Origin of the sequence: Phenylobacterium sp. RIFCSPHIGHO2_01_FULL_69_31 (genome assembly GCF_001824475.1) — a bacterium.
Lineage (GTDB): Bacteria > Pseudomonadota > Alphaproteobacteria > Caulobacterales > Caulobacteraceae > Phenylobacterium.
This window is the reverse complement of record NZ_MHXN01000028.1, coordinates 175,577-198,142: the sequence shown is the minus strand read 5'-3', so window position 1 is coordinate 198,142 and position 22,566 is coordinate 175,577. Positions and strand designations below refer to the sequence as shown.

Annotated in this window: 23 protein-coding genes; 12 read left to right on the top strand and 11 right to left on the bottom strand. The window is 69.0% G+C overall.

The annotated features are described in order from the left end of the window. The 8 genes from A2790_RS15150 to A2790_RS15115 form a co-directional block, all read left to right on the top strand. Nucleotides 1-2,848 (top strand): TonB-dependent receptor (locus tag A2790_RS15150; protein ID WP_293393269.1); only part of this gene is annotated, 2,848 nt, incomplete at its 5' end. 227 nt (nt 2,849-3,075) lie between these two features. Next, the gene (locus A2790_RS15145) at nt 3,076-3,933 is read left to right on the top strand and encodes a toll/interleukin-1 receptor domain-containing protein (RefSeq protein ID WP_293393267.1); all 858 of its coding nucleotides are present in this window, start codon (nt 3,076-3,078) and stop codon (nt 3,931-3,933) included. Between the two features lie 301 nt (nt 3,934-4,234). After that, on the top strand, nt 4,235-4,708 hold the full coding sequence (locus tag A2790_RS15140) for a hypothetical protein (protein WP_293393265.1): 474 nt from the start codon (nt 4,235-4,237) through the stop codon (nt 4,706-4,708). Further along, nucleotides 4,708-5,661 (top strand): hypothetical protein, encoded by a 954-nt coding sequence (locus A2790_RS15135; RefSeq protein WP_293393263.1) that lies wholly within the window; start codon nt 4,708-4,710, stop codon nt 5,659-5,661. Before A2790_RS15140 ends, A2790_RS15135 begins: the two co-directional genes overlap by 1 nt. Before the next feature lie 243 nt (nt 5,662-5,904). Continuing rightward, entirely contained in the window at nt 5,905-7,107 is a 1,203-nt protein-coding gene (locus A2790_RS15130; protein ID WP_293393261.1) for an acyl-CoA dehydrogenase family protein, read from the top strand. Nucleotides 7,108-7,258: 151 nt separating this feature from the next. Then, nucleotides 7,259-8,467: an acyl-CoA dehydrogenase family protein gene (locus A2790_RS15125; protein ID WP_293393259.1), complete on the top strand. Its 1,209-nt coding sequence runs from the start codon at nt 7,259-7,261 to the stop codon at nt 8,465-8,467. Nucleotides 8,468-8,536: 69 nt separating this feature from the next. Beyond that, a complete protein-coding gene (locus tag A2790_RS15120; RefSeq protein WP_293393257.1) occupies nt 8,537-9,625 on the top strand; it encodes an acyl-CoA dehydrogenase family protein in 1,089 nt (362 codons plus the stop codon). Nucleotides 9,626-9,813: 188 nt separating this feature from the next. Next, on the top strand, nt 9,814-10,143 hold the full coding sequence (locus A2790_RS15115) for a hypothetical protein (RefSeq protein WP_293393255.1): 330 nt from the start codon (nt 9,814-9,816) through the stop codon (nt 10,141-10,143). Nucleotides 10,144-10,172: 29 nt separating this feature from the next. Here A2790_RS15115 and A2790_RS15110 read toward each other — a convergent pair whose 3' ends face one another. Together A2790_RS15110 and A2790_RS15105 are read right to left on the bottom strand one after the other, a co-directional pair. Continuing rightward, complete coding sequence (locus A2790_RS15110; RefSeq protein ID WP_293393253.1) at nt 10,173-11,117, bottom strand: methyltransferase; 945 nt, start codon at nt 11,115-11,117, stop codon at nt 10,173-10,175. A gap of 252 nt (nt 11,118-11,369) precedes the next feature. Continuing rightward, a complete protein-coding gene (locus A2790_RS15105; RefSeq protein WP_293393251.1) occupies nt 11,370-13,025 on the bottom strand; it encodes a hypothetical protein in 1,656 nt (551 codons plus the stop codon). Between the two features lie 161 nt (nt 13,026-13,186). Between A2790_RS15105 and A2790_RS15100 the strand changes: the two genes are divergently transcribed. Then, complete coding sequence (locus tag A2790_RS15100) at nt 13,187-13,918, top strand: histidine phosphatase family protein (RefSeq protein WP_293393249.1); 732 nt, start codon at nt 13,187-13,189, stop codon at nt 13,916-13,918. Beyond that, a complete protein-coding gene (locus tag A2790_RS15095; protein WP_293393247.1) occupies nt 13,915-14,814 on the top strand; it encodes an NAD(P)H-hydrate dehydratase in 900 nt (299 codons plus the stop codon). The genes A2790_RS15100 and A2790_RS15095 overlap by 4 nt, the downstream gene beginning before the upstream one ends. Before the next feature lie 15 nt (nt 14,815-14,829). Here A2790_RS15095 and A2790_RS15090 read toward each other — a convergent pair whose 3' ends face one another. From A2790_RS15090 to A2790_RS15080, 3 genes are all read right to left on the bottom strand, one after another. Beyond that, the gene (locus A2790_RS15090; RefSeq protein WP_293393245.1) at nt 14,830-15,174 is read right to left on the bottom strand and encodes a DUF3703 domain-containing protein; all 345 of its coding nucleotides are present in this window, start codon (nt 15,172-15,174) and stop codon (nt 14,830-14,832) included. 106 nt (nt 15,175-15,280) lie between these two features. After that, complete coding sequence (locus A2790_RS15085; protein ID WP_293393243.1) at nt 15,281-16,000, bottom strand: SIMPL domain-containing protein; 720 nt, start codon at nt 15,998-16,000, stop codon at nt 15,281-15,283. Between the two features lie 57 nt (nt 16,001-16,057). Continuing rightward, the gene (locus tag A2790_RS15080; protein ID WP_293393241.1) at nt 16,058-16,339 is read right to left on the bottom strand and encodes a DUF2277 domain-containing protein; all 282 of its coding nucleotides are present in this window, start codon (nt 16,337-16,339) and stop codon (nt 16,058-16,060) included. A 153-nt stretch (nt 16,340-16,492) separates the two neighbouring features. On the opposite strand from A2790_RS15080, the gene A2790_RS15075 reads away from it, so the two are divergent. Further along, nucleotides 16,493-17,455, top strand: a complete 963-nt coding sequence (locus A2790_RS15075) for a hypothetical protein (RefSeq protein ID WP_293393239.1) — start codon at nt 16,493-16,495, stop codon at nt 17,453-17,455. A 64-nt stretch (nt 17,456-17,519) separates the two neighbouring features. Next, nucleotides 17,520-17,915, top strand: coding sequence for a hypothetical protein (locus A2790_RS15070; protein ID WP_293393237.1), 396 nt, complete (start codon nt 17,520-17,522; stop codon nt 17,913-17,915). An 8-nt stretch (nt 17,916-17,923) separates the two neighbouring features. Here A2790_RS15070 and A2790_RS15065 read toward each other — a convergent pair whose 3' ends face one another. From A2790_RS15065 to A2790_RS15040, 6 genes are read right to left on the bottom strand one after another with little or no spacing between them, the layout of a single operon-like run. Beyond that, nucleotides 17,924-18,232, bottom strand: coding sequence for a hypothetical protein (locus A2790_RS15065; RefSeq protein ID WP_293393235.1), 309 nt, complete (start codon nt 18,230-18,232; stop codon nt 17,924-17,926). A gap of 52 nt (nt 18,233-18,284) precedes the next feature. After that, nucleotides 18,285-18,935, bottom strand: a complete 651-nt coding sequence (locus A2790_RS15060; protein WP_293393234.1) for a DsbA family protein — start codon at nt 18,933-18,935, stop codon at nt 18,285-18,287. Next, nucleotides 18,923-20,029, bottom strand: coding sequence for a membrane dipeptidase (locus tag A2790_RS15055; protein ID WP_293393232.1), 1,107 nt, complete (start codon nt 20,027-20,029; stop codon nt 18,923-18,925). Before A2790_RS15055 ends, A2790_RS15060 begins: the two co-directional genes overlap by 13 nt. Next, nucleotides 20,026-21,351, bottom strand: a complete 1,326-nt coding sequence (locus A2790_RS15050) for an amidohydrolase family protein (protein WP_293393230.1) — start codon at nt 21,349-21,351, stop codon at nt 20,026-20,028. Before A2790_RS15050 ends, A2790_RS15055 begins: the two co-directional genes overlap by 4 nt. 33 nt (nt 21,352-21,384) lie before the next feature. Beyond that, complete coding sequence (locus tag A2790_RS15045) at nt 21,385-21,621, bottom strand: hypothetical protein (RefSeq protein WP_293393228.1); 237 nt, start codon at nt 21,619-21,621, stop codon at nt 21,385-21,387. Between the two features lie 49 nt (nt 21,622-21,670). Then, nucleotides 21,671-21,868, bottom strand: a complete 198-nt coding sequence (locus A2790_RS15040) for a hypothetical protein (RefSeq protein ID WP_293393226.1) — start codon at nt 21,866-21,868, stop codon at nt 21,671-21,673. Between the last annotated feature and the right edge of the window lie 698 nt (nt 21,869-22,566).

Below are 22,566 nucleotides of genomic sequence, written 5' to 3'. Positions count from 1 at the left end.
CGCCGCGGCCGCCACCCTGCTTGCGGCCCTGTTGGCCAGCGTCGCCCTGCCCGCCTACGCCCAGGAGGCGCCCCAGTCCGCGGCCCCGGCGCCGGCTCCCGAGGACGAGGACCCCTACGCCGACGAGACTGTGGAGGAACTGGTGGTGGTGGGCACGCGCGAGCGGCCCCTGCCCGGCGCGGTGGTCGGCGACATCCAGCCGGAGGTGCAGCTGCGCCCGGCCGAGATCCAGGCCTATGGCGTCAGCTCCGTGGCCGACCTGCTCGTCGCGCTGGGGCCCCAGATCGCCAGCAACCGCGGCCGCGGCGGTGAGGCGCCGGTAGTGCTGCTCAACGGGCGGCGCATCTCGGGCTTCCGCGAGATCCGCGACATCCCCACCGAGGCGATCATCCGCGTCGACATCCTGCCCGAGGAGGCGGCGCTGGCCTATGGCTACACGGCCGACCAGCGGGTGGTGAACATCGTGCTGCGCCGGCGCTTCAACGCGCTGACCGCCGAGGCCAGCGGCGGCGGGCCCACCGAGGGCGGCCAGGCCACCGGCCAGGCCAGCCTGAACCAGCTTCGCATCCAGGGCGACAACCGCCTGAACCTGGTGCTGAAGGTGCAGGGCGCCTCGTCGATCACCGAGGACGAGCGGACCGTGGGGGCCGCCGCCGGCCGCCAACCCTTCGACCTGACCGGCAACCTGACGGGCGCCACGCGCGGCGCCGAGATCGACCCGGGCTTAAGCGCCCTCGCCGGCCAGCCGGTGACGGTGGCCGGCCTGCCGCTGACGGCCCTGAACGGCCAGGCCCTGGCCCTGAGCGACCTGACCGCCACAGCCGGGGTCGCCAACGCCAGCGACGTGGGCGCCTTCCGCACCCTGGTCCCGGAGACGAAGTCGGTGACCGGCAGCGCGGTGCTGGCCCGCACCCTGCCCAACGACTTCCGCGGCACGCTGACCGCCGAGTTCGGCGCCACCAGCAGCGAGTCCCTGCGCGGCCTGCCGGGCGCCAGCCTGACGATCCCGTCGACCGACCCCTTCTCGCCCTTCGCCACCGACGTGACCCTGAACCGCTACGTCACCACGTTCGGGCCGCTGGCCCAGACGACGCAGGGCTGGACGGCCGGTCTGGGCGGCTCGCTGAACAAGGACCTGGACAAGTGGCGGCTGTCGCTGACCGCCAACTACGACCACGCGACGTCCCTGACCCGCAGCGACGTGGGCGTGGACATCACCGCCCTGCAGCAGGCGGTGAACGCCGGGACCGCGGGCTCGCCGTTCGGGCCCTGGGCGCCGGCGCTGGTGGCCGAGCGGGGCCGCAACAAGGCCCAGTCGGTGAGCGACGGGTTCAACATCCAGGGCGTGGCGGCCGGTCCCGCCTTCGACCTGCCGGCCGGCCCGGTGCGCACCTCGATCAAGATCGGCGAGGCGGCGAGCTGGCTGAAGTCGGACACCCTGCGCCTCGGCGTGGAGAGCGATGCGGACCTGTCGCGCAACACCCTGAGCGCCCAGGGCAGCGTCGACGTGCCCCTGGCCAGCCGCAAGAAGGACGTCCTGCCGTTCCTGGGCGAGCTGTCGGTCAACGCCAATGCGGCGGTGAACGAGCTGTCCGACTTCGGGACCCTGACCACCGTGGGCGTGGGCGCCAACTGGCGGCCGATCACGGGGGTGAGCCTGATCGTCTCCCACAGCCGCGACGACGGGGCGCCGACCATGGCGCAACTGGGCGGGCCGCAGGTGACCACCGAAGCGGCGCGGATCTTCGACTACGCCACCGGCCGCACGGTGGAGGTGCTGCGGGTGGACGGCGGCAATGCGGGCCTCGTGGGCGACCAGCGCCACGTGACCAAGGTGGGCCTGACCCTGAAGCCGTTCACGAAACAGGACCTGACCCTCAGCGCCAACTATGTGCGCAGCCGCACCGAGAATCCCATCGCCACCTTCCCCGCGGCCACGGCCGAGATCGAGGCGGCCTTCCCCGACCGGTTCCTCCGCAACGCGGCGGGCGAGCTGATCCAGGTGGACTACCGGCCGGTGAACTTCGCCGAGACGAAGACCGAGAGCCTGCGTTGGGGCCTGAACTATTCGCGCCCCTTCGGCCCGCAGCCGCAGCGCAGGTTCGGGCCCGGCGCCGGGCCGCGGGCGGCGGGCGGCGGGGCCGACGCTGCGCCCCAGCCGCCGGCCGAGCGGCCGGAACCGGCGGCGGCCGATGTCACCGCGCCCAGCGCCCCGCCGGGGGCCGAGGCCCCGCGGGCGGCGGCCGAGCCTGGGGCCGGCGGCGGCGAGGCGCCGCGCTTCGGGCCGGGCGGCCCTGGGGGCGGCCCTAGTGGCCCCGGGGGCGGTCCGGGCGGCGGCTTCCGCGGCGGCGGCGGGGCCGGCGGGCGGATCCAGTTCGCCGTCTATCACACGGTGCACTTCAAGGATCAGATCCTGGTCCGCGAGGGCGGGCCGGTGTTCGACCTCCTGGAAGGCTCGGCGGCGGGCGCCGGCGGCGGCCAGCCGCGGCACGAGGTGGAGGCCCAGGCGGGGGTCACCCGCAACGGCCTGGGCGCGCGGATCAGCGCCACCTGGCAGAGCGCCACCACGGTGGAGGCGCCCGCCTCCTCCCCCACCGGCGACCTGCGCTTCGGCGACATCGCCCGCGTGGACCTGCGCCTGTTCGCCAACCTGGGCGCCAACCGCGAACTGGTGGCCAAGCACCCCTGGATGCGCGGCTCCCGCGTCACCTTCTCGGTGACCAACCTGTTCGACGCCCGCCAGAGCGTGCGCGACATGAGCGGGCGCACGCCGGCCGGCTACCTGGCGGACGAACTCGACCCCACGGGGCGGGTGGTGAGCGTGGGGTTCAGGAAGTTGTTCTTCTGAGGGGCGCCGTTGCGCAAGTTGCGGAGCTTAATTCGAGACCGGTAAGCGGCAGTTGAACGATCACTTCAGCCGCCCGACTTCCGACCAAGGCGCCCTTCTAGGGCCGGCATTCCCTGCAAGCGACGCCGGCAATCGGAGCATTGTTCGCGATCCGGTTCGGGTCTGAAGATATACGTAGCTGACCTTGCCCCTGCCCCTGAGTTCCTAGCTCCCGGATTTCGACCGCGATGCCCGTCTTCATTAGCTACAGCCAAGCCGACAGAGCGTTTGTCGACACGCTTGCGGCGAACCTCGTCATGCTGAAACACAATATCTGGGTGGATCGCTGGGAGTTGAAGGTTGGAGACTCCCTAACCGAGAAGATCGAGCAGGCTCTGACCGCGTCGAGCGCGGTGATGGTTGTCATCTCGAAAAATTCTATCGAGTCGGGCTGGTGTCGTCGGGAGTTGAACGCCGTCTTAGTGCGGGAGATCGAGGAGAAGCGGTCGATCATTATCCCCTGCCGGATCGACGACTGCGAGATGCCACTCTTCCTGCGCGACAAGCTCTATGCTGATTTTCGCACCGACCCCGACAAGGCGTTAAGGGATGTGAACGCCGCGCTCTTAACAGTGTCGAACCCGTTCCAAGAGCGGTTCGAGGATCCTGAGTTCATCACGGATTGGTCTGTCGACTGGCGGACTGTCGACCATCGGGAAGCGATCGAACACACATTCGTTGATCACGGCCAAGATTATGTGGTCGTGAGCAATTGCACCATTCTCTGTGGAGAGGCAGCCAGCGCTAACTTCCTAAAACATCGGGCGCGAGGCGAAGACGAAATATACATCGCCCATGTCCTCGACGCAGTTGTAGAAAATCTTGAAACATCGCCGCTGAAGCCACCGCCGATCATCACCGACCACTTCAAGAAGTTTGTCGCCTGGCGCGTTCGCTCAGGTGATGAGACCTTCGACGTGGTGTTTGACTACCGTCGCCTCGGGAAGGAGACAGGGTTCGACACAGTCATCCACCTCGACAATAATCTCAAGCGGGCCCGACAACATATGCGGGAGATCGCATATCGGCCCAGGCCGCCCGATTAGTTGCTGGTATGCCGGTAGCGGTCGTTGCCATGGCTGCAGAATTGGACCTTGTCGCGGTGTCGGGAGGGAGCCCACCGGCACTGCAGCAAACACTAATACCCATTCATTGGTGCGCCAGAGAAGCGCGGCGCTTTGCAGGCCGCTCGCGCAGGTTGCTTTTCCGACCTCCGCGCCGCCATATTGCAGAGCTTGGGGGGGGAGACTGTTGGCAGTTCCGTCTTTAACGGCCACAAACATTTTGCCGCCGTACGTTGGCGATTGGCCCGGGCAGCCATTAGGCTTTTCACCCTACGCAGCCTCGATGGCCGAGGTGGTGACTGAATTCGGGTCTTCGCCGGCGAGAAGGGCCATCCTCGTCGGCTTCATAAATTTGCGAAGCCGTTTGCGGACCCTTGGCGTTATTATCCAGCGGCAATGGCTCGATGGGAGCTTTATAGAAGCCATTGAGGCCAGCGAAGGTCGGCCCCCAGGAGACATCGACGTGATGTCATTCATTTGGCGACCTGCGGCAGCCAAGTCAGACGCCGACTTCCATGCGCTTGTCCGCGCGAACCTAGATGTGTTTCACGCACCTCAGGCCAAAGCAGCCTTCAGATGCGACCACTATCTCCAAGACCTAGATATAGGCATCGACATTGACAGTATTTGCTATTGGCACGCCGTCTTTTCTCATCGTCGAAACGGCGTTTGGAAGGGGTTTGTTCAAATCCTCGACGAAGGCGAGCAAGCTGACCAGGTGCTACTCGGCCAAATTCTTGCTCAAGGTATCGCCTGATGGCGACGATCCTCCAACGACAACGCCTGACAGCCGAGTTGTCGTCATTGCGCGCGGCGTTGGAAACGGCGCGTGCAGGTGACGTACTCGGACGATTAGGATTGGAGAGCCGAATTGCGCAACTCGAAGAAGAGTTAGGCGAACTAGCGCGGCTCCCAGGGACGAAGGCGGAAGTCGCTCTCGTATTCAACGGTCGCCCAGTAAATGGTTCCTCGTCGATCCAAGCATCTTTCGGCACCAAGGCCCTTGATGCATTTCAACGCGCTGTTTCAACTTCTTTCGCACTGAATGCAGCCCGGGGACATATTGGTCAACGAGGTCCGGCACCGGCCTCCGAACTGTCATCACTTCACATTACAGGCGTGACCCACGGCTCGTTTGGATTTGTCCTGGAAGAGGTCGACCCGGACCGAACACAGTGGCTCGATAGTTCGCTGAAGGTCGCTTCCGAAGAAGTTGTGACCCTTGTCGAAAGGATCGCTTCCGCAGATGAAGCGGAAGCCGCTACAGCCATTGAAGAGGTGAACGAGCGCCTGTTTGGGAACGTGCGAGATTTGATCAAGACGATCGCAGAGGGCGACGCCACGCTGCAAGTAGCGCTCCCGGATCGAGTGGCTGACTTGGGATACGAGCCGCTACGTCGTGCATATGAGCGTATTGCGCATGCGAGCATCGAGGACAGCGAAGTCAGTTTGCGTGGGGTTCTGGAGGGTATTTTGCCCGCAGCACGCCGCTTTGAATTTAGATCCGACGGCCAACTCATAAAGGGAAAAGTTGCGCGAGATATCTCGGAAGAATATCTACAATCCCTTCAAATTGCTCCGCTTGTTGGCCGATCGGCTACTGCCTCCTTCCGCAAGCGCATAGTCCATGATTATCTCTCCGCACCGCGCGAAAGTTATGTGCTGGTCCGAATCTCACCTGATGACGGCTTACCAAGCCATTTGGCATAGCGGCCGCATTTAAAGGTTGCGGCGCGGCCTCCGCACCCGGCATCCACGCCGTAGCACCAAGACGCACGGCTTGAGGACTGCCGCTGCCGTCCGGTCGTGTTGCGATTGTGGGCTCGCCGAGCGGACGTCCCGACTAACCAACTGGCTCAAACCTTACCCGCGCCACACCCCCTCCCCGCCTCCGCATCCCGATGCTAGGATAGAAAAAACGGTATCGAAGCCGGTGGACCGAGGGAGGATGTGATGGCGGATTTCGGTGGTGCGGACCTCGACGCGTTCCGCATCGAGGCGCGGAACTGGCTGGAGGCGAACTATCCGCCGTCGCTGCGGGCGGACCCGGAGGCGGGGCCGCGGATGATCGCGGGCGGGGTGAAGCCGACGGGCGACCACCTGGTCTGGAAACAGCGCATGGCCGACAAGGGCTGGGGCGCGCCGACCTGGCCCAAGGAATATGGCGCGGGCGGGCTGACGCCGGCCGAGGCGCGGGTGCTGAACCAGGAGATGGACCGGATCGGCGCCTATAACCCCATGGCGGGGATGGGCACGTCGATGTTCGGCCCGACGCTGCTGGAATACGGCACCGAGGACCAGAAGCGCCGGCACGTGCCGCCGATCGTGCGCGGGGAGATCCGCTGGTGCCAGGGCTATTCCGAGCCGGGCGCGGGCAGCGACCTGGCCAGCTTGACCACCAAGTGCGAAGACGCGGGCGACCACTGGAAAGTGAACGGCCAGAAGATCTGGACCAGCGGGGCGCAATATGCCGACTGGTGCTTCTGTCTCGTGCGGACGGATACGTCGAAGAAGCATGAGGGGATCAGCTTCGTCCTGATCGACATGCATCAGCCGGGGGTGGAGGTGCGGCCGATCCGGCTGATCGCCGGGTCTTCTCCTTTCTGCGAGACGTTCTTTACCGACGCGCGGGTGGAGAAGAACGACATGCTGGGGCCGCTGAACGGCGGCTGGACGGTGGGCAAGCGCCTGCTGCAACACGAACGTTCGGGCCAGGGCGGCGGGCGGATGACCGGCGGGGCCGACATCGCCGAGCTGGCCAAGCGCTACGTCGGCGTGGACGAGAAGGGCCGGATCGCTGATTCCGACCTGCGCACCCGGGTGGTGAAGAACCGGATGGACGCGCGGGCCCACGCCCTGACCATCGAGCGGGCGCGGCTGGAATCGAAGGGCAATGTGAACCCCTCAGCCGCCACCTCGATCATGAAGAACTCCGGCACCTGGATCGGGCAGGAGCGGGCCGAGCTGCTCTTGGAGATCATGGGTCACCAGGGGCTGGGCTGGGAGGGCGAGGCCTTCGCCAAGGACGAGCTGGAGGCCGTGCGGTCGTGGCTGTCGGGCAAGGCCTGGACCATCTTCGGCGGCAGCCAGGAGGTGCAGTCGAACATCGTCTCGAAGCGGATTCTCGGACTGCCGGATACGACGCAGGCGGGGTAAGCTGCCGCTCTTGAATTCGTCATGGCCGGGGCTGTCCCGGCCATCCAGAGGCGCGGGCGTCCGGGAATTTTCCCCGGAGGCCGGCGGGTCTGGATCCCCGGGACAAGCCCGGGGATGACGAGCGAAGAATTGAGAAAAGGAAGAATTTCAAATGGCCGATTTTGGCGGAACTGACCTGGAGGCCTTCCGCAAGGAAGTCCGGGAATGGGTGGAGGCGAATTTCCCGGCCTCGCTCAAGGGCAAGCCCAACCCGATGGCGCGGGAGGAGCGCGGCGCGCCGCCGACCCCCGAGCAGGAAGCCTGGCGCAAGGCGGTGGGCGAGAAGGGCTGGGGCACCCCCACCTGGCCCAAGGAATACGGCGGCGGCGGGCTTTCCGGCGCCCAGGCGCGGATCGTGCAGGGCGAGTTCGCCCGGGCCGGCGCCTATAACCCCATCGGCGGCATGGGCGTGATGATGTTCGGCCCCACGCTGCTGGAGTACGGCACCGAGGCGCAGAAGCAGGAACACATCCCGCCGATCTGCCGCGGCGAACTTCAGTGGTGCCAGGGCTTCAGCGAGCCCGGCGCGGGCTCGGACCTTGCCGCGCTTCAGACCAAGGCTGAGGACAAGGGCGACCACTTCATCATCAACGGCTCGAAGATCTGGACCAGCGGCGGCCAGTACGCCGACTGGATGTTCTGCCTGGTGCGGACGGACAACACCAAGAAGCACGAGGGCATCAGCTTCGTGATGTTCCCGATGGACCAGCCGGGGGTCGAAGTGCGGCCGATCGTGCTGATCAACGGCATGGCGCCCTTCGCCGAGACGTTCTTCACCGACGCGCGCGCTGAGAAGAAGGACCTCTTGGGCCCGCTGAACGGCGGCTGGACCATCGCCAAGCGCCTCTTGCAGCACGAGCGCAGCGGGATCTCCGGCATGGGCGGCGGCGGCGGCATGATGGGCCCCTCGCTGGCGGACCTGGCCAAGAAGTATGTTGGCGTGGACGAGAAGGGCCGCATCGACGACCAGGACCTGCGCAACCGCATCATCCGCAACATGATGGACACCAAGGTCTTCCAGCAGACGGCGTTCCGGGTGATGGCCGAGTCCAAGGGCAATTCCGGCCCGTCGGCGGCCACCTCGATCATGAAGAACGCCGGCACCTGGCTCGCCCAGGATCGCCACGAGCTGACGCTGGAGATCATGGGCCACCAGGGCCTGGGCTGGGAGGGCGAGACCTTCCAGAAGGACGAACTCGAGATCGTCCGCGCCTGGCTCTACGGCAAGGCCTTCACGATCTTCGGGGGCAGCCAGGAAGTTCAGTCGAACATCGTCTCCAAGCGCATCCTGGGCTTGCCTGACCTTACGCAATCGAAGTGAGAGTGCGGGCTTGAAGCCTGCGCGCTCCGATCATTTGAAACACGCGAACGAATTTCACGAGGAACAAAGATGGCCGTTCTGACCGAAGAACAGAGCATGCTGCGTGACGCGGCCAAGAGCTGGGTGCAGGAGAAGTCCCCCGTCACCGCCTTCCGCAAGATGCGCGATAGCGGGGCCGAGCTGGGCTATGACGTCGCAGCCTGGAACGAGATGGCGGAAATGGGCTGGGCCGGGGTGATCATCCCCGAGGAATACGGTGGCTCGAACTTCGGCTACCTGTCGCTGGGCCTGGTCCTGGAAGAGCTGGGCCGCACGCTGACCGCCTCGCCGCTGATCGCCTCGGGCCTGGCCGGCGCCTCGGCCCTGATCCTGGGCGGCTCGGACGCGCAGAAGAGCGAGTGGCTGCCGAAGATCGCCGACGGCTCCGCCGTCGCCGCCCTGGCGGTCGACGAGGGCCCGCACCACCGGCCGGAGAAGGTCGAGGCCACGGTCTCGGGCGGCAAGCTGACCGGCAAGAAGACCTTCGTGATCGAGGGCATGGCGGCCAACGTCTTCGTCGTCTCCGCGACCGAGGGCGGCAAGATCGAGCTCTACCTGGTGAAGGCCGACGACGCCGGCGTGAAGCGCACCAAGCTCAGCCTGGCCGACAGCCGCGGCGCGGCGAACGTCGAGTTCAACGGCGCGGCGGCCGAGAAGCTGACCGGCGGCGCGGAACTCTTGGAAAAGGTGCTGGACCGCGCCCGCGCGGGCCTGGCCGCCGAGATGCTGGGCGCCGCGACGCAGGCGTTCGAGATCACGCTGGACTACCTGAAGACCCGCGTGCAGTTCGGCCAAGTGATCGGCAGCTTCCAGGCCCTGCAGCACCGCGCGGCCAAGATGTTCACCGAGCTGGAGCTGGCCCGCTCGGCGGTGGAAGCCGCTCTCACCGCCATCGACAACGACGCCCCGGACGTGCCGGAACTGGTGTCGCTGTCCAAGGCCAAGATGGGCGACACCTTCCACCTGGTGTCGAACGAGATGGTCCAGATGCACGGCGGCATCGGCATGACCGACGCCCACGACGCCGGCTTCTACCTGAAGCGCGCCCGGGCTGCCGAAGCCGCCTTCGGCAACCAGGCCTTCCACCGCGACCGCTACGCCCGCATCAACGGCTACTGAGCGTCCGACGGTTCAGGACTTAAGATGACAAAGCCCCGTCGGCCCCACGGCCGGCGGGGTTTTTGGTTGGGGCGGCCGCGGCGCTGCGCTGCGCGTCGCCGGGTCGTCGAGACGGCGTTCGCTCAGTTTGTCGCCCGCTCGGACGACAAACGGGCTAGGTGGAAGCTTCCCACCATGAGAGCTCATCCATGCCCGCCTACACCATCGTCACGACCAGTGCTGCCCAGGGCAGCGATGCGGCCGAGGTCAACACGCTTGTGGATGATTTCGCCAACGAAAGCGAAGCTGTCGGATACGCACGCCGCATGGCGGACGAGATGCTTGGCCTGGCCGGGCAGTTGGCCCTGGACTTCGACTATAGCAACGTCGCGATCCACGAAGGCGACCTGATCGACGAAGAGCTTGAACCCGCAGACCCGTCGTTCGTCGGCATGTGGGTGCTCGACGAGGCGGGCGCCGCCTTTGTTGGCGCCGACGAAATCCGGGAGGACGCTGCTGAGGAAGGCGATCAGCAGTAGGGACCCGGCGCTGGCAAGGCGCTGGCGCGTCAGGCCGCGCCGATCTCGCGCGCCGGTCCGATAACGATGCCGACCGCGGCGATCCGCTCGAACTTGGCATAGGCGGCTCGCCTGAGCTCGCCGCCGAAAATGTCAGGGTCGATTTCACGGTAGGCGAACCGCATCGAATGAGCGCTCGCAGCCCGCGCCAACGCCTCCCGCAGGGCATCCTCGCCCTGAACGATCGGAGCGCCGGTGTACATGAGAAGACGGCCGTCGGGGCTGAGCCGCGTAAGCGCCTCCGACGCCCAGCGGAGCGACAGCGCGGTCCCGTCGTGTCCGCCGTCCGCGTAGGTCCTGCCGTCGTCAGCGATAAATGGTGGGTTGGCGATGACGAGGTCGAAGGGCCCTTCCAGGCCCCCGAGGCTGTCGCCCAGGGCCGTGCGTACGGGGGTCCCGGCGTGCGCAGCGTTCAGGCTGGCCAAGTGGAGGCCGCGCGCGTTGACGTCGCTGAGCACGACGTCAGACGCGCCCGTAAGGCGGGCTGCGATGATGCCGCCAACTCCGGCGCCAGCCCCCACGTCGAGGATACGGACGATGGGACGGGAAGCCGCTGAAAGTTCGCTCCGGAGAAACTCGGCGAACCGGTAGGTGTCGGGCCCCAGGAACACAGCGTCGGCGTCCGGCGGGTAAGCGGAGTGCAGGAACAGCTGCGACTGGACCTCGGAAACGCGCACCGTCGCCTTGACGCCGCTGTCGACCGCCGCAAGACAGCCGGCCCTCGCCAGCAGCGTTTCCACCTCCTCGTCGATGGAGCCTGGACAGAATGGCAGGCTCCAGCCCAGGACGTCACGAAGGTCGCGGCCGATCCGCTTGTCCGGCCGGCGCAAGACGATGCGATAGGTCGAATTGGTCGGGGTGACGAATCGGTAGCCCCGGCGCCGCAGGGCGGCCAGCAGTTCCAATAGGGCGAGATCTGCGTCAGTCCGGTGCAAGAGGGGCCTCGGATGGGTTCGTGCCGGTGAGCGAGCGCACAAAGACGCCGCTGGTTGCGCGCAGGTCGAAATTGCTCTGATCCTGCGGACCCTGCAGCGTCGGCCTCCGGTCCGATCAACCCCGAATGGTTACGCCGTCGCCGGCGTTGGCGCCCCGGCGCCAGCTGCTGGCATGGCCCCACCTCATGGACCGCCCTGCGCGGCGTTGCCTCGGCGTGAGGGGTGGGGCGGCGCGAATTGTCCTCGGTCGCTCTAGTCGCGAAGCTCTACGCTCGGCCGTTGCGCGGCCGCCAAGGCGAGAAGTTCAGGGCGTTGGCAGCCGGCCCCACAGGGTGGGAGCTTGCCGCGGTATTCCCGCGCCTTTCGCGCCTGTCCCGCTCCCTCGGCCGCCCGGACGGCGCCTGTAAGGCTTGCAAGCCTTCCCGGCGCCCGCTGCAGCGAGGCTTCGTACTCCCGGAGCGCGTCGGCCGGTCGGCCGAGCTCCAGGAGCAACTCGGCGAGTTGCTCGCGCGCCGGGAGGATCGCACCGGGCGTGACGGGATGCTTCTCCGTGGCGTCGTCGATGTCGGCGGCGGCTTTCATCAGCGTCAGGGCGCTGTCTCGGCGGCCCTCTGCGAGAGCGACCCATGCGGCGGCCACTTGCCGGTGAATGCCCACCTGCGCGCCCCAGTCATACTCCCCGGGACGTGCGGGGAGGCTCTTTTCGATCGTCTCCAACGCAGCGACCTCCTCCGCCGCGGGGCCGGGTCGGCCCAAACGCGCCAGACCGATCGCGCGGGCAAAATGGATATGGGCCTCTGCCCAGCGGAACCGCTCCCAAGGCACGGCGCCCCTGTTGTCGGCAGGCAGGGTGAGGGCGGCTGCTTCCGCCCACTGACGCCGCTCCAAAGCGATCCGCGCCGGGATGGCCGACATGGCGTAAGCCACCTTGAAGTTGGGTGGATCCACGCGTCTGAGCCGGACCAGTTCATCCTGGACGGCCTTTGCGCGGTCGTCCTGCGCCAACTGCAGGTGCGCGTAGACGAGGTAATCCATTGCGTGCAGCTGCTCGTCCCAGGCCCCTGGCATCCCATGGCGAGCGGCATAGGCCTTAGCGGCCGCCTCCGCCTTGCGGTCCGAGGCGATCGCTTCCTCCCACAATCCCAGGCGCGTGAAGATGTGGGAAGGCATGTGCTGGGCGTGCGCCGAAGCCGGGGCGATGCCCGCATAGCTGCGTGCAGCCGGGAGCGCCAAGTGGGCGAGCGCGGGGTAGTCGAAGCTGTGGATGAGGTAGTGGGCCACGCCGGGGTGGTTTGGTTCCTCCGCAAGGGCGGCGTTGAGGATGCGCGCCGCCTCGTGTTCCCGGGCATAGGACTCGTCCGAATCCGTCGTGCCCGCCGCGATCAGGGCGAGGGCGTAGAAGATCCCCGCTTCGCGGTCGCGCGGGTAACGCTCGTGCAGCGCCTTCATCGCGGCGAGGTAGTCGAGCATTCGACGCAGATGCGGCCGCCCTGCGGCGTCCTTGAAGAACGCCGCCGTCGCGGCGATGTAGGCTCGTTCGCGCTCCGTCTTTCCACCGATCGCCTCGGCCTTGGCCACGGCGGCGACGCCCTTCTCCAGCTCCGCCGGCGTGGGCGGGGCCCAGAGCGGATGATAATTGCTCATGGCGACGCCCCAGTGCGCCATGGCGCAGGCGGGGTCCGCGTCGGCCGCCTGGAGGAAGCTCTTCTCCGCTTCCTCGTATTCGAACGAGTGCAGCCATGCCGTGGCGCGATCGAACAGCTTCTGTGCCGCGGGCGCGCAAGCGGTCTCGAAGGACACGGCGCCGAGGTCATGTTGGTGGCCAGCGTGCTGCGCCCGCGCCGTGCTGGCGCAGGCTGCCAGAACGGCCGCGGAAACGGCTCCGATCAGGTGCGTAAGTGAGGTCAAGCTCAGCTCCCATGGACTGACTGCGCCGCATCCTGCGCCCGATGCGGCGCTCTGAGAACAATGGTTGTTGGGCAACGCGCCACAGCAACGGCGAGAACCGTCCCGTGACCTTCCGCGTTTGCGGTCCCATGAGATCGCGCTGGCCGGAGCGGCTTTGGATTGTGCGTCACGGCCAGAGCGCCGGGAACGTGGCCCGGGACCGGGCGCATGCCGATGGGCTGGCGCGGATCGATATCGCCGACCGCGACGTGGATGTGCCGCTGAGCCGCCTGGGGGAGGAGCAGTCCCGGGCGCTGGGGACCTGGTTCGCCAGCCTGCCGGTGGCGGAGCGCCCCCAGATCCTGCTGTCGTCCCCCTATGCCCGCGCACGGGCCACGGCGCGGCTCGTCGCCGAGGCCGGCGGCCTGGCGGCGGACGCCGTCCAGCCCACGGCCGACGAGCGGCTCCGCGAGCGGGAGTTCGGGATCCTGGATCGCCTTACCGGCTCGGGCATTCGCGAACTGCATCCGGAACAGGCGCAGTACCGGCGGGAACTTGGGAAGTTCTATCACCGCCCGCCCGGCGGGGAGAGCTGGTGCGACGTGATCCTGCGCCTGCGCAGCGCGCTGGACACCATCAGCCTGCATTACGCCGGCAAGCGGGTGCTGATCGTCGGCCACCAGGTCGTGGTGCTTTGCCTGCGCTACCTGGTGGAGGACATGACCGAGGATGCGTTGATGGCGATCGACGCCGAGGGCGACGTGGCCAACTGCGGGGTGACGGAGTACCGGTTCGATCCGACCCTTCCGCCGGACGGGGCGCTGCGACTTGTACGCTACAACTTCGCCACGCCGCTGGAGCAGGCGGGCGCCCCGGTGACCTCGTCGCCGGATGCGGCGGTCGCCGCGCGGTGAGCGCACCGGAAGAGATCTCGCTCGCGAACATCGGCAAGTTCGCTCTGCCCTCGCTCGCGGGGACAGTGGACAAGTCGTCCCGTGGCCAGGTCCTGGTCGTCGGCGGCGGGAACACGGTTCCCGGCGCCGTGCTGCTGACGGGTCTGGCGGCCTTGCGGGCTGGGGCCGGCAAGCTGCAGCTCGCCACGACGCGCGCCGCCGCCATGACCCTCGGCGTCGCCGTGCCGGAGGCCGCGGTCATTGGCCTGGACGAGGCCCACAGCGGCGAACTGGGGCCGGGCGGAGCCGGGGAGCTTCAGCCGCGCGTGGAGGCCGCCGATGCGGTGGTAGTCGGACCGGGGATGATGGACCCCGAGAGCGCTGGCGCCTTGGCTCTGGACATGATGGGGGCGGCCACGAGCGCGTCCTTCCTGCTGGACGCGGCGGCGATGACCGGCGTCGACTATGAGGATTGGCGCGTGAGGGCCCTGGCCGGCCGGCTGGTCCTCACGCCCCACGCCGGCGAGATGGCCAAACTGCGAGGCGTTCCGCGAGAGGCGGTGGAGGACGATCCGCTCGGCATGGCGCGCGGGCTGGCGCGTGCGGCCCAGGCCGTCGTGGTGATGAAGGGTTCCGACAGCTTCATCGTCTCGCCCGACGGCCGCGCCTGGCGCCATAGCGATGGCGTGGTCGGCCTTGCCACCTCCGGCTCCGGAGACGTGTTGGCGGGCGTGGTCGGCGGCCTGCTGGCCCGCGGGGCCTCTCCGCTGGCGGCCGCGGCGTGGGGCGTCTGCCTTCACGGAGCGGCGGGCGCGCGCCTGGCGGAGCGAATTGGCCCGCTGGGGTTCCTGGCGCGCGAGCTTCTGGACGAGATCCCGAGCCTGCTGGCGGCGGCCGACAGGGCGGGGGCGGCCTAGACCTGACGCGGCGCCCTAGCGGCAGAGCTCCGCCAGGTCCGGCGGCGGGGGCATGGGCGTCTCGGGTGGCACGTCGGCGCCGCCGGTGTTGCCCGCAGGCAGCCGGCCCATCCACGAGAGGAGCCCACCGGCGGCGAGCCGCAGGACCTGGCCGCGCACCTCGCGCCAGTCGCGACGCCGCCAGCCGACGCGGAGCATCATCCAGTGGGCCCAGCTATGGGCGCCGGCCCAGGGCTGGCCGAGGACGTGGGCGCGTTCCAGGTGGTGGAACGCCAGGTCGAGGTCGCCCCGGGCATACGCCACCCGGGCGGCGGCGGCTTCGGCGGCGAACGCGTTGCGGCGCAGATCGCGATTTGACATGGCCCCTCCCCTGCAACGCCTCTTCGCGGCGCTGCTGTGGACGTGGGGACGCAGCGGGATCGGCGCCAGGGTCTGGGCCCGCTGGCGGGGAAGCCCGGGCGCCGCCCTATCGCAGCGCGTAGCTGACGGTGGTGACGACGCGGACCTTCTTGAAGACCTGGGAGGATGGGTCGTAGCCGACCTCGTCGCGGCCCAGGATCTCGAAGGAGCCCTGGCTGGCGGAGCGGATGCCGCCGAGCGCGGCGCCGGAGTCGCGGGCGAACTGCTGGGCGCCGGTGCGGGCGCTGGCGGTGGCCTCGGCGATCATGGCCGGGCGCACCTCGTTGAGCTTGGTGAAGAGATAGGAAGGGCCGGCGTAATCCTGCAGCACCACGCCCTGGCGGATCAGCCGGTCGAGCTGGCGCGTGGTAGCCTGGACGCGGTCGACGTTGGTGGTGCGGACGATGACGGTCTGGGCCACGCGGTAGCGGGCGGCGACGTTCTGCTGCTGGTACTCCCGGGCGAACTGGTCGGTGACCTCAAGGCGGCCGAGGTCGATCTCGGCGGGTTTGTAGCCCTGGGCGGCGAGGAAGGCGCGGACGGCGCCGGTGGAGCGGTCGACGTCGGCCTGCACCGCCTGGAGGTCGTCGCCGGCGGCGGCGAACTTGAGCGGCAGCACGGCGAGGTCGGCCTTGACGATCCGCTCGGAGAGGCCGCGCACCGTAACGCTGCGGTCGCCGGTGCGGACGTCCTTCAGCCCCATGGCCACGAACAGGCCGGCGGCGGCGAGGCCCAGGGCCAGCAGGCCGCCGACGACGGCGGCGGGGATCAGACGGGAGTCGGGCATGAAGTCCTCCGGCCCGCCATTAGACAGGCGCCGGGAGGGCGTGGGAAGGGTGCGACCTCAGGCGGGCGCCTTGTGGCCGAACCGCTCGGCGTTGCGGGCGCGGGCCTTGGCGGCCTCCACCTCGCGGTCGCGGGGCGGGGCCTGGGTCTCCAGCGCGTGGAGCAGGCGGTGGCCGGCCTGGAACACCTCCTCCACGGCCGCGTCGAAAGCGGCCTGGTTGGCCCTGGAGGGCGTGTTGAACCCCGAGAGCTTGCGCACGAACTGCAGGGCGGCGGCCCGGATCTCGTCGTCCGTGGCGGCGGGGTCGAAGTTGAACAGGGTCTTGATGTTGCGGCACATGGGCGGACCTCCGGTTTGCGCGATTAGATAGCCGCGGAAGGGCCGGAGGAAAGACGTGGGGGAGGAACGGGTAATGGCGTGCAAGCCTCGCGAGGCTTGCATTTCCTTGTTATGCGATCAAAGGTTGCTGAACACGCAACGCGGGGGGCGATTGTGTTCAAGCATGCACTTTGGGCCGGTCTGGCTGTCGTGACGTCGGGGTGCGCGGGTGTTCCGTCTCTTGAGTTCCGAACGGAACGGGATCAGCAATCGCATCTGCTGATCCGGCAAGCCTTGTGCGAAGTGACCAAGTCCAAGTCGTTCGATCATCTACATGCCGGCAAGTTCGTGCTGGCGGTGAAGCTCACGACACAGGCGGAAGACAATGTCGGCGCAGCGCCGACGTTGAACTTCGTAGATCCCTCGGCGGCCGTGCCGGCGCTCAACCGAACGACAGTCCTGGGCGGGGAGATCTCAAAGAAGCGCGAGCGCAGTCTGACCGAGGACGCCGTATTCAAGCTCGGCGACTGGACGCACCAGGCCGCTTGCGACGACACCCAGGAAGGCGGCCAGGGCGAGTTCGGCTTCAAAAGCCTGCTCGACCGTCGCTCGATCCTACCGCAGACACCGATGGCAGATGGAAAGCCAGTCTCTCCGACGCCGCCGTACGTCCCGACCTATGCCGTCGTCGATCCACGAACCAGCAGCTTCGCGAGCCAGGCGAAGTTCACGGTGAAGTGGGCCGCCGCGGCTGGCCCCAACTTTACGCGAAGGCGCTTCAAGGGACCGTCGGACAAAGGCTTTCTAAGCGCTTCCAGGATCGACACGAGCACGATCTATATCGCGATCACGAAGCCCGCCCCGCCCTCGCCCACACCGGCGGCGATCGAGGCTCTGGCCAAGGAACTTGCCGACCTGATCAGGACGCCCGCGGAAGCCTCCTTCCTCGCACAGAAGGACGCCGCCGATCCCGGCGACGTGGCAAGAGTTGAGGCCGATATCATGGCGAGGGCGCGGGTGGCGGCCCGAAGGCAGCTGGAAAGCCCAACGCCCCTGGAAGAGGATGCCGCCGTGCGCCGGGCGCAGGACGCGATCACTCAGATGATCTTGCAAAACCTGACGGTCTCATCGCGCTAATTGTCGGTGTCCGGCTGTCGCACCCGTGCTGGCCAGCCGTCGCGATTGGAGCGAGGAGCGGCTGATGACGAGACGTGGGCGCCGCGAGGCGGCGGGGTTGGCGGCGGCGCTGATGCTGGCGGGATGCGAGGCCAAGACCGCCCGCCAGCCGGAGCCGGCGCCTGAGCCGCCCCGGGCGGGCGAGCGCACCTACCCGCCCGGTGGGACCGCGCCGGGGACGACGCCGCGCCAGGACGCGGACCTCCAGGTGGTGTTCCAGTGGCCGCTGTACGTGGCGCGGACCGGGCAGCGGGCGCGGGAGAGCGCCGTGGGCTATGTGCGCGCAGACGGTAGCTCGGGCGGCGTAATCCTGATCAACGCCGAGGGGGCGGTGATCCAGCCGATCCCCGGCACCCAGGGACCGGACGCGGCGGAGGCGGCGCGCCGCTGGCTGATGGCGCGCGGCTGGGAGGTGCGTTAGGTCCGCGTCTACTTCAGCGGGGCCGTGGGCGGCGCATCGGTAGCAGCCGGATCCGGAGCCGGGCTGGTGGAGCCCATGGCGCCGGAGGGATCGCCGGGCGTGGCCCCGGTCGTGGCCCCGGCGCCGGCGGGGTTCTGGTCGTTGGAGCCGGTGACCGCGCCGCCCGCGCCGGTGGTCGCGTCGGCGGCGGGCGCGGCGCCTGCGCCGGCGGCGTCCTCGGCCCGCTGGGACGCGCCGCCGTCGCCGGAGCCGGTGTTGCAGGCGGAAAGGCCGAGGCTGGCGGCGGCGGCGAGAGCCGTCAGGGCTGTGAGGCGCATGGGGTCGGGTTCCTGGTGACCCCGGAGAAGCGCGCGAGGGGCCCTGACGGTTTCATTTGGGCGGGCCTGCGCGCCGGGCTTTCCGGACGGCGGCAGCCAGGGCGCGGTCGTCGAGCCCGCCCTGGATCAGGTAGGGGCCGACGAGGTAGGCGGGCGTGCCCTGAAGGCCCAGCGAGAAGGCCTGGAGCCGGTGGCGGCCGAGCTGTTCGTCGATGGCGCGGGCGTGCTGCTGCAGGTCGGCGGCGAGGCGGGTGGGGTCGGCGCCGGCCTGGTAGGCGATGTCGGTGATCCGCTCGGGCGTCAGCTGACCGCGGGCGGCCATCAGGGCGTCGTGGACCTGGACGTAGCGGCCCTGGCGATGGGCGGCCAGGGCGACGCGGGCCGCGAAGTCCGAGGCGGGGCCGCGGATCGGCCAGTCCTTCCAGATCACCCGCACGCCGGGGTCGCGGGCCAGGAGGCGGCCGAGCGCCGGGTCGGTGCGCTTGCAGATGGCGCACTGGTAGTCGGTGAAGATCACAACAACCACGTCCGGCCGGACCGCGCCCGAGGCGGGCGTGCCGGCATCGTTCAGCACGCTGGCCACCACCGGCGTGAGGGTGAGCTTCGGCCCCTGGGACGGCAGCCCCTGGAGCCAGACGTAGGCGATCAGGCCCGCGGCGACCGCCAGGGCGAGGGAGAGGCCCGGGCGGTTCAGGCGCCCCATACGTCCTTCGCATAGCGGACGAAGTTGCCGCCGAGGATCTTCTCGATGCGGGCCGGCTTGTGGCCGCGCTCGGCGAGCAGGCGGTAGAGCTTGCGGAACTGGTCGGGGCCGCGCAGGTCGTCGACGAAGGGGTGGGTGTCGGCCCGCTCGCCGGGTGCGGCGATGCCCTTGGCCTTGCGATCCTCATGCTCCTTGCGCAGGGCGACCTTGTAGGCCTCGAGATCGTCGATGGGCGTGGTCCCGCCATCGGTGCCGATGCCCACGTGGTCCTCGCCGCAGACGTTCAGGGCGTGCTCGATGTGGGCGACCACGTCCACGGCGCGGGCGTGGCCGGAGAGGTTCAGGAAGGGCATGAAATAGATGCCCACGAAGCCGCCGCGCTCGGCCACCAGCCGCAGCTCCTCGTCGGTCTTGTTGCGCGGCAGGTCGGTGAGCGCGCGGCAGCCGGTGTGGTTGATGGAGATGGGCTGCTTCGAGGCCCGGGCGGCGTCCAGGCAGATCTGGCGGCCGGAGTGGCTGAGGTCGACCATCAGCCGATTGGCGTTCAGGCGCTCGACCACCTGATGGCCGAAGGGGGTGAGGCCGCGACCTTCGGGGACGATGGCGCCGTCGCCGAGCTGGTTGCGCAGGTTGTAGGTGAGCTGGACGATGCGAACGCCGAGGTCCGCGAAGATGTCCACCCGGGCCGGGTCGTCGCCCATCATGGCCGCGTTCTGGAAGCCGTAGATCAGCCCCACTCTCCGCTCGGCCCTGGCGCGGGCGATGTCGGCGGCGGTGAGCACCTTCAGGAGGTCGGCCGGATGGGCGCGGATGAGGGCGTCGTACTGGGCCACCTCGGCGACGGATTTCTGGAACGGCTCGTCCGGGCCGGCCACGTAGCCGAGCGTGACGTTCACCGCGGTCAGGCCCGAGGCCTGGGCGTCCTTGAGGATGCGCGGGGTCAGCCCCGGCTTGGGCGGCTCGGGGAAGTTGGGGTCGTGCAGCCCGCCCAGGGCGTTGATCACGGTCAGGCCCGCCAGCGGGTCGCGGTCGGCGGCCATGGCGGGGGCGGCGAGAGTCGCGGCCGACAGGGCGAGGAGGGTGCGGCGGTTCATCGGTCTTCCATCTCGTCGCGGGTGAGCGGCCTGAAGTCGGCGCGGCGGTATTCGCGGCCGCGCTTGATGGTGACGTCCAGCGTCTTGAGGTTGGCGATGTCGGCCGTAGGATCCTTGGCCGTGACGATCAGGTTGGCGAGCTTGCCGGCCTCGACCGTACCCAGGTCGCGCGCCTGGCCCGCGGCCCGGGCGCCGTTCAGGGTGGCGGCGCGGATCACCTCGGCCGGCGACATCCCCAGCTTCACCAGGGCGGCCAGTTCGTGGTGCAAGGTGGGCCAGGGATCATCGTAGGGGGCGACCCAGTCGGTGCCGGCGGCGATCTCGACCCCGGCCTTCCAGGCCTGGCGGACCAGGCCGTCCGACATGGCGCCGGTGCAGAGGGGCTTGCGGGCGCCGGGGGTCTTGGCCGCCTGCGCCTCCAGATGGGCGTAGATGCTGGTGGTGGCGTCGAGGACGATGCCGCTGTCCTTCATCTGGCCGACCAGCAGGGCGGTGACCGGATTGTCGCCGCCGACGAAGGGCTGGGGGTCCATGGGCGTGCGCGACTGATAGCTGGCGGGCGTGCCCAGGGCCTGGTGGGCCAGGGAGCAGGCGTGCGACATGACGTCGGGCCGGGCGGCGATCACCTCGGCGGGGGTCGCAGGATAGACCGCCGTGTGGGCCCAGACCTGCATCCCCTGGCGGCGCGCCTCGGCCGCGATCTTCGCCACCAGGTCGCCGGGCAGGTTCGCATAGATCTTGATCGCCACGGCCGACGTGCCGCGGGCCAGGGTGACCGCCTCGCGCAGGTCGGTGGACTCGTCGATGGCCTGCATCCAAGGGGTGTGGCCGGGCTTGTAGCCGTAGCTGACGGCCACGGTGCGCGGGTCGGCGAAGAACGAGGGACCGGCCATCAGGGCGGCGTAGTAGATGTCGGGCGCGGGGATCTCGGCGCGCAGCGAGGCGCGAGCGAGCTCGGCCACGGCGCGCAGGTCGTCGGCCATGTCGCGGACGGCGGTGACGCCGCCATAGAGGTCGCGCCGCAGGCTGGCCTCGGCCTGGCGGCGGTTGGGCGGGGTGGCCAGGTGCTCGTGGCTGTCGATGAGGCCGGGCAGCAGGTACTTGCCGCTGAGGTCGACGACGCGGGCGCCCGGGGGCGGGCTGAGACGGTCGGCGGGCTGGACGTCGGCGATCCGCTCGCCCTCCACCAGGACGGACATGCCCGGCCGGGCCGGCGCGCCGGTTCCGTCGATGAGGGTGGCGTTGCGATAGAGCACCGTCTCGGCCGCGGCGGGCCCCGCGAGCGCCAAGGCCGCGGCCGCCGTCAGGATCGTCTTCAGCACGCGCTCACCCCCCGTTTCACCGCCGCCGCGCGACTAGCCGCGGCACTCGTCCTCGGGCTGGTACTGGAATTCGGCGGCGGTGCGCCAGCAGGCGGCGGCGTCGCGCTCGGCGCTCCAGGCGAAGGCGAGGCAGACGCACATCACCGCCAGGGCGACGCTGACGAGGGCCATCAGGCGGACAGCGGCCACCGCACGGTCGCGCGGCGCGCGGACCACGGGGGTTGGGGCGACTGGATCGGAAACGGAGTCTGAGGCCTGGCCCTTGGGCATGCCCGAGCCTTTGGCCGATGCGGCCGCCGAGGGCAAGGCCGCGTGCGCGTCAGGCGGCGCTGGTGGCCCGGACCAGGGCGCCGACGCGGCGTTCGCCCTGCCAGATGACGACCTCGACGGCGCTCCGATGCTCTTCAAGCACCTTGGGGGCGCGGGACAGGGCGTCGTTATCGTCGCGGCAGTCGATGGTCTCGAACGCGGACGACGAGCCGTCCGGCCGACAGGGATAGAACGTGAAAAGCGACATCCCGGGACTCCCAAGCTGAAAAGGCGGGAGAAACTGAAGCGGCACGTTTCTCGGTCCTCGGCGCCGGGGGACCGGGCCGATGAGGCGTCACTATACACCCTTCCCCGCGCGGTTGAGTCCGCAACCCGACGATTCGCCTAAGGGGTGATGCGATTTCTTCGCTCGAGGGCGTCCGACAGGCGGGCCATGGCGCGGCCGAGTTGGACCCGCAGCTCGTTGGCGGTGACGAGGACGGGGGCCGACACGCCCCAGAAGATCATCAGGGCTACCACCGATCCGTCGCGCGCCGCGCCGTCCAGGAACAGCGTGAACCCCACCGCACCGCCGCCCAGCATGACCAGGGCGCCGCAGACCGGCCCGCGGACCAGGCCGGCGACCAGCACAGCGGCGACGTACAGCATGAACGGCGAAAGGGCGCCCAGCTTGGGGCCCAGGGCGGCACGCGCCGCAGTGGCCGCCCCCACCAGCAAGGCGGCCACGAGGATCGAGATCAACGCCTGGAGGAACATCCTCCCCGGTGGGACGCGGGTGGCCATGGTGAAGACTTGGCGAACCTCTGCCGGCAAGGCAACCACCTTCCCCCATTGGGCGAGACTGCGGCCGGACCGGGTCCGACCATCCACGAAGGCTCTGCGGCGGGGGTCGCTTGGGGGCGAAAATCCCACCTGCGCGGCCTGCACGGTTCGTGGATGGCCGGG

Bases quoted from the DNA above. Each gene is read 5' to 3' on its own strand.
- A2790_RS15085 (WP_293393243.1), bottom strand. From the start codon at position 16,000: ATGCCCGACTCCCGTCTGATCCCCGCCGCCGTCGTCGGCGGCCTGCTG.
- A2790_RS15055 (WP_293393232.1), bottom strand. From the start codon at position 20,029: ATGAACCGCCGCACCCTCCTCGCCCTGTCGGCCGCGACTCTCGCCGCC.
- A2790_RS15045 (WP_293393228.1), bottom strand. From the start codon at position 21,621: ATGCCCAAGGGCCAGGCCTCAGACTCCGTTTCCGATCCAGTCGCCCCA.
- A2790_RS15135 (WP_293393263.1), top strand. From the start codon at position 4,708: ATGGCGACGATCCTCCAACGACAACGCCTGACAGCCGAGTTGTCGTCA.
- A2790_RS15065 (WP_293393235.1), bottom strand. From the start codon at position 18,232: ATGCGCCTCACAGCCCTGACGGCTCTCGCCGCCGCCGCCAGCCTCGGC.
- A2790_RS15080 (WP_293393241.1), bottom strand. From the start codon at position 16,339: ATGTGCCGCAACATCAAGACCCTGTTCAACTTCGACCCCGCCGCCACG.
- A2790_RS15115 (WP_293393255.1), top strand. From the start codon at position 9,814: ATGCCCGCCTACACCATCGTCACGACCAGTGCTGCCCAGGGCAGCGAT.
- A2790_RS15120 (WP_293393257.1), top strand. From the start codon at position 8,537: ATGGCCGTTCTGACCGAAGAACAGAGCATGCTGCGTGACGCGGCCAAG.
- A2790_RS15140 (WP_293393265.1), top strand. From the start codon at position 4,235: ATGGCCGAGGTGGTGACTGAATTCGGGTCTTCGCCGGCGAGAAGGGCC.
- A2790_RS15145 (WP_293393267.1), top strand. From the start codon at position 3,076: ATGCCCGTCTTCATTAGCTACAGCCAAGCCGACAGAGCGTTTGTCGAC.
- A2790_RS15070 (WP_293393237.1), top strand. From the start codon at position 17,520: ATGACGAGACGTGGGCGCCGCGAGGCGGCGGGGTTGGCGGCGGCGCTG.
- A2790_RS15090 (WP_293393245.1), bottom strand. From the start codon at position 15,174: ATGTCAAATCGCGATCTGCGCCGCAACGCGTTCGCCGCCGAAGCCGCC.
- A2790_RS15130 (WP_293393261.1), top strand. From the start codon at position 5,905: ATGGCGGATTTCGGTGGTGCGGACCTCGACGCGTTCCGCATCGAGGCG.
- A2790_RS15125 (WP_293393259.1), top strand. From the start codon at position 7,259: ATGGCCGATTTTGGCGGAACTGACCTGGAGGCCTTCCGCAAGGAAGTC.
- A2790_RS15040 (WP_293393226.1), bottom strand. From the start codon at position 21,868: ATGTCGCTTTTCACGTTCTATCCCTGTCGGCCGGACGGCTCGTCGTCC.
- A2790_RS15060 (WP_293393234.1), bottom strand. From the start codon at position 18,935: ATGGGGCGCCTGAACCGCCCGGGCCTCTCCCTCGCCCTGGCGGTCGCC.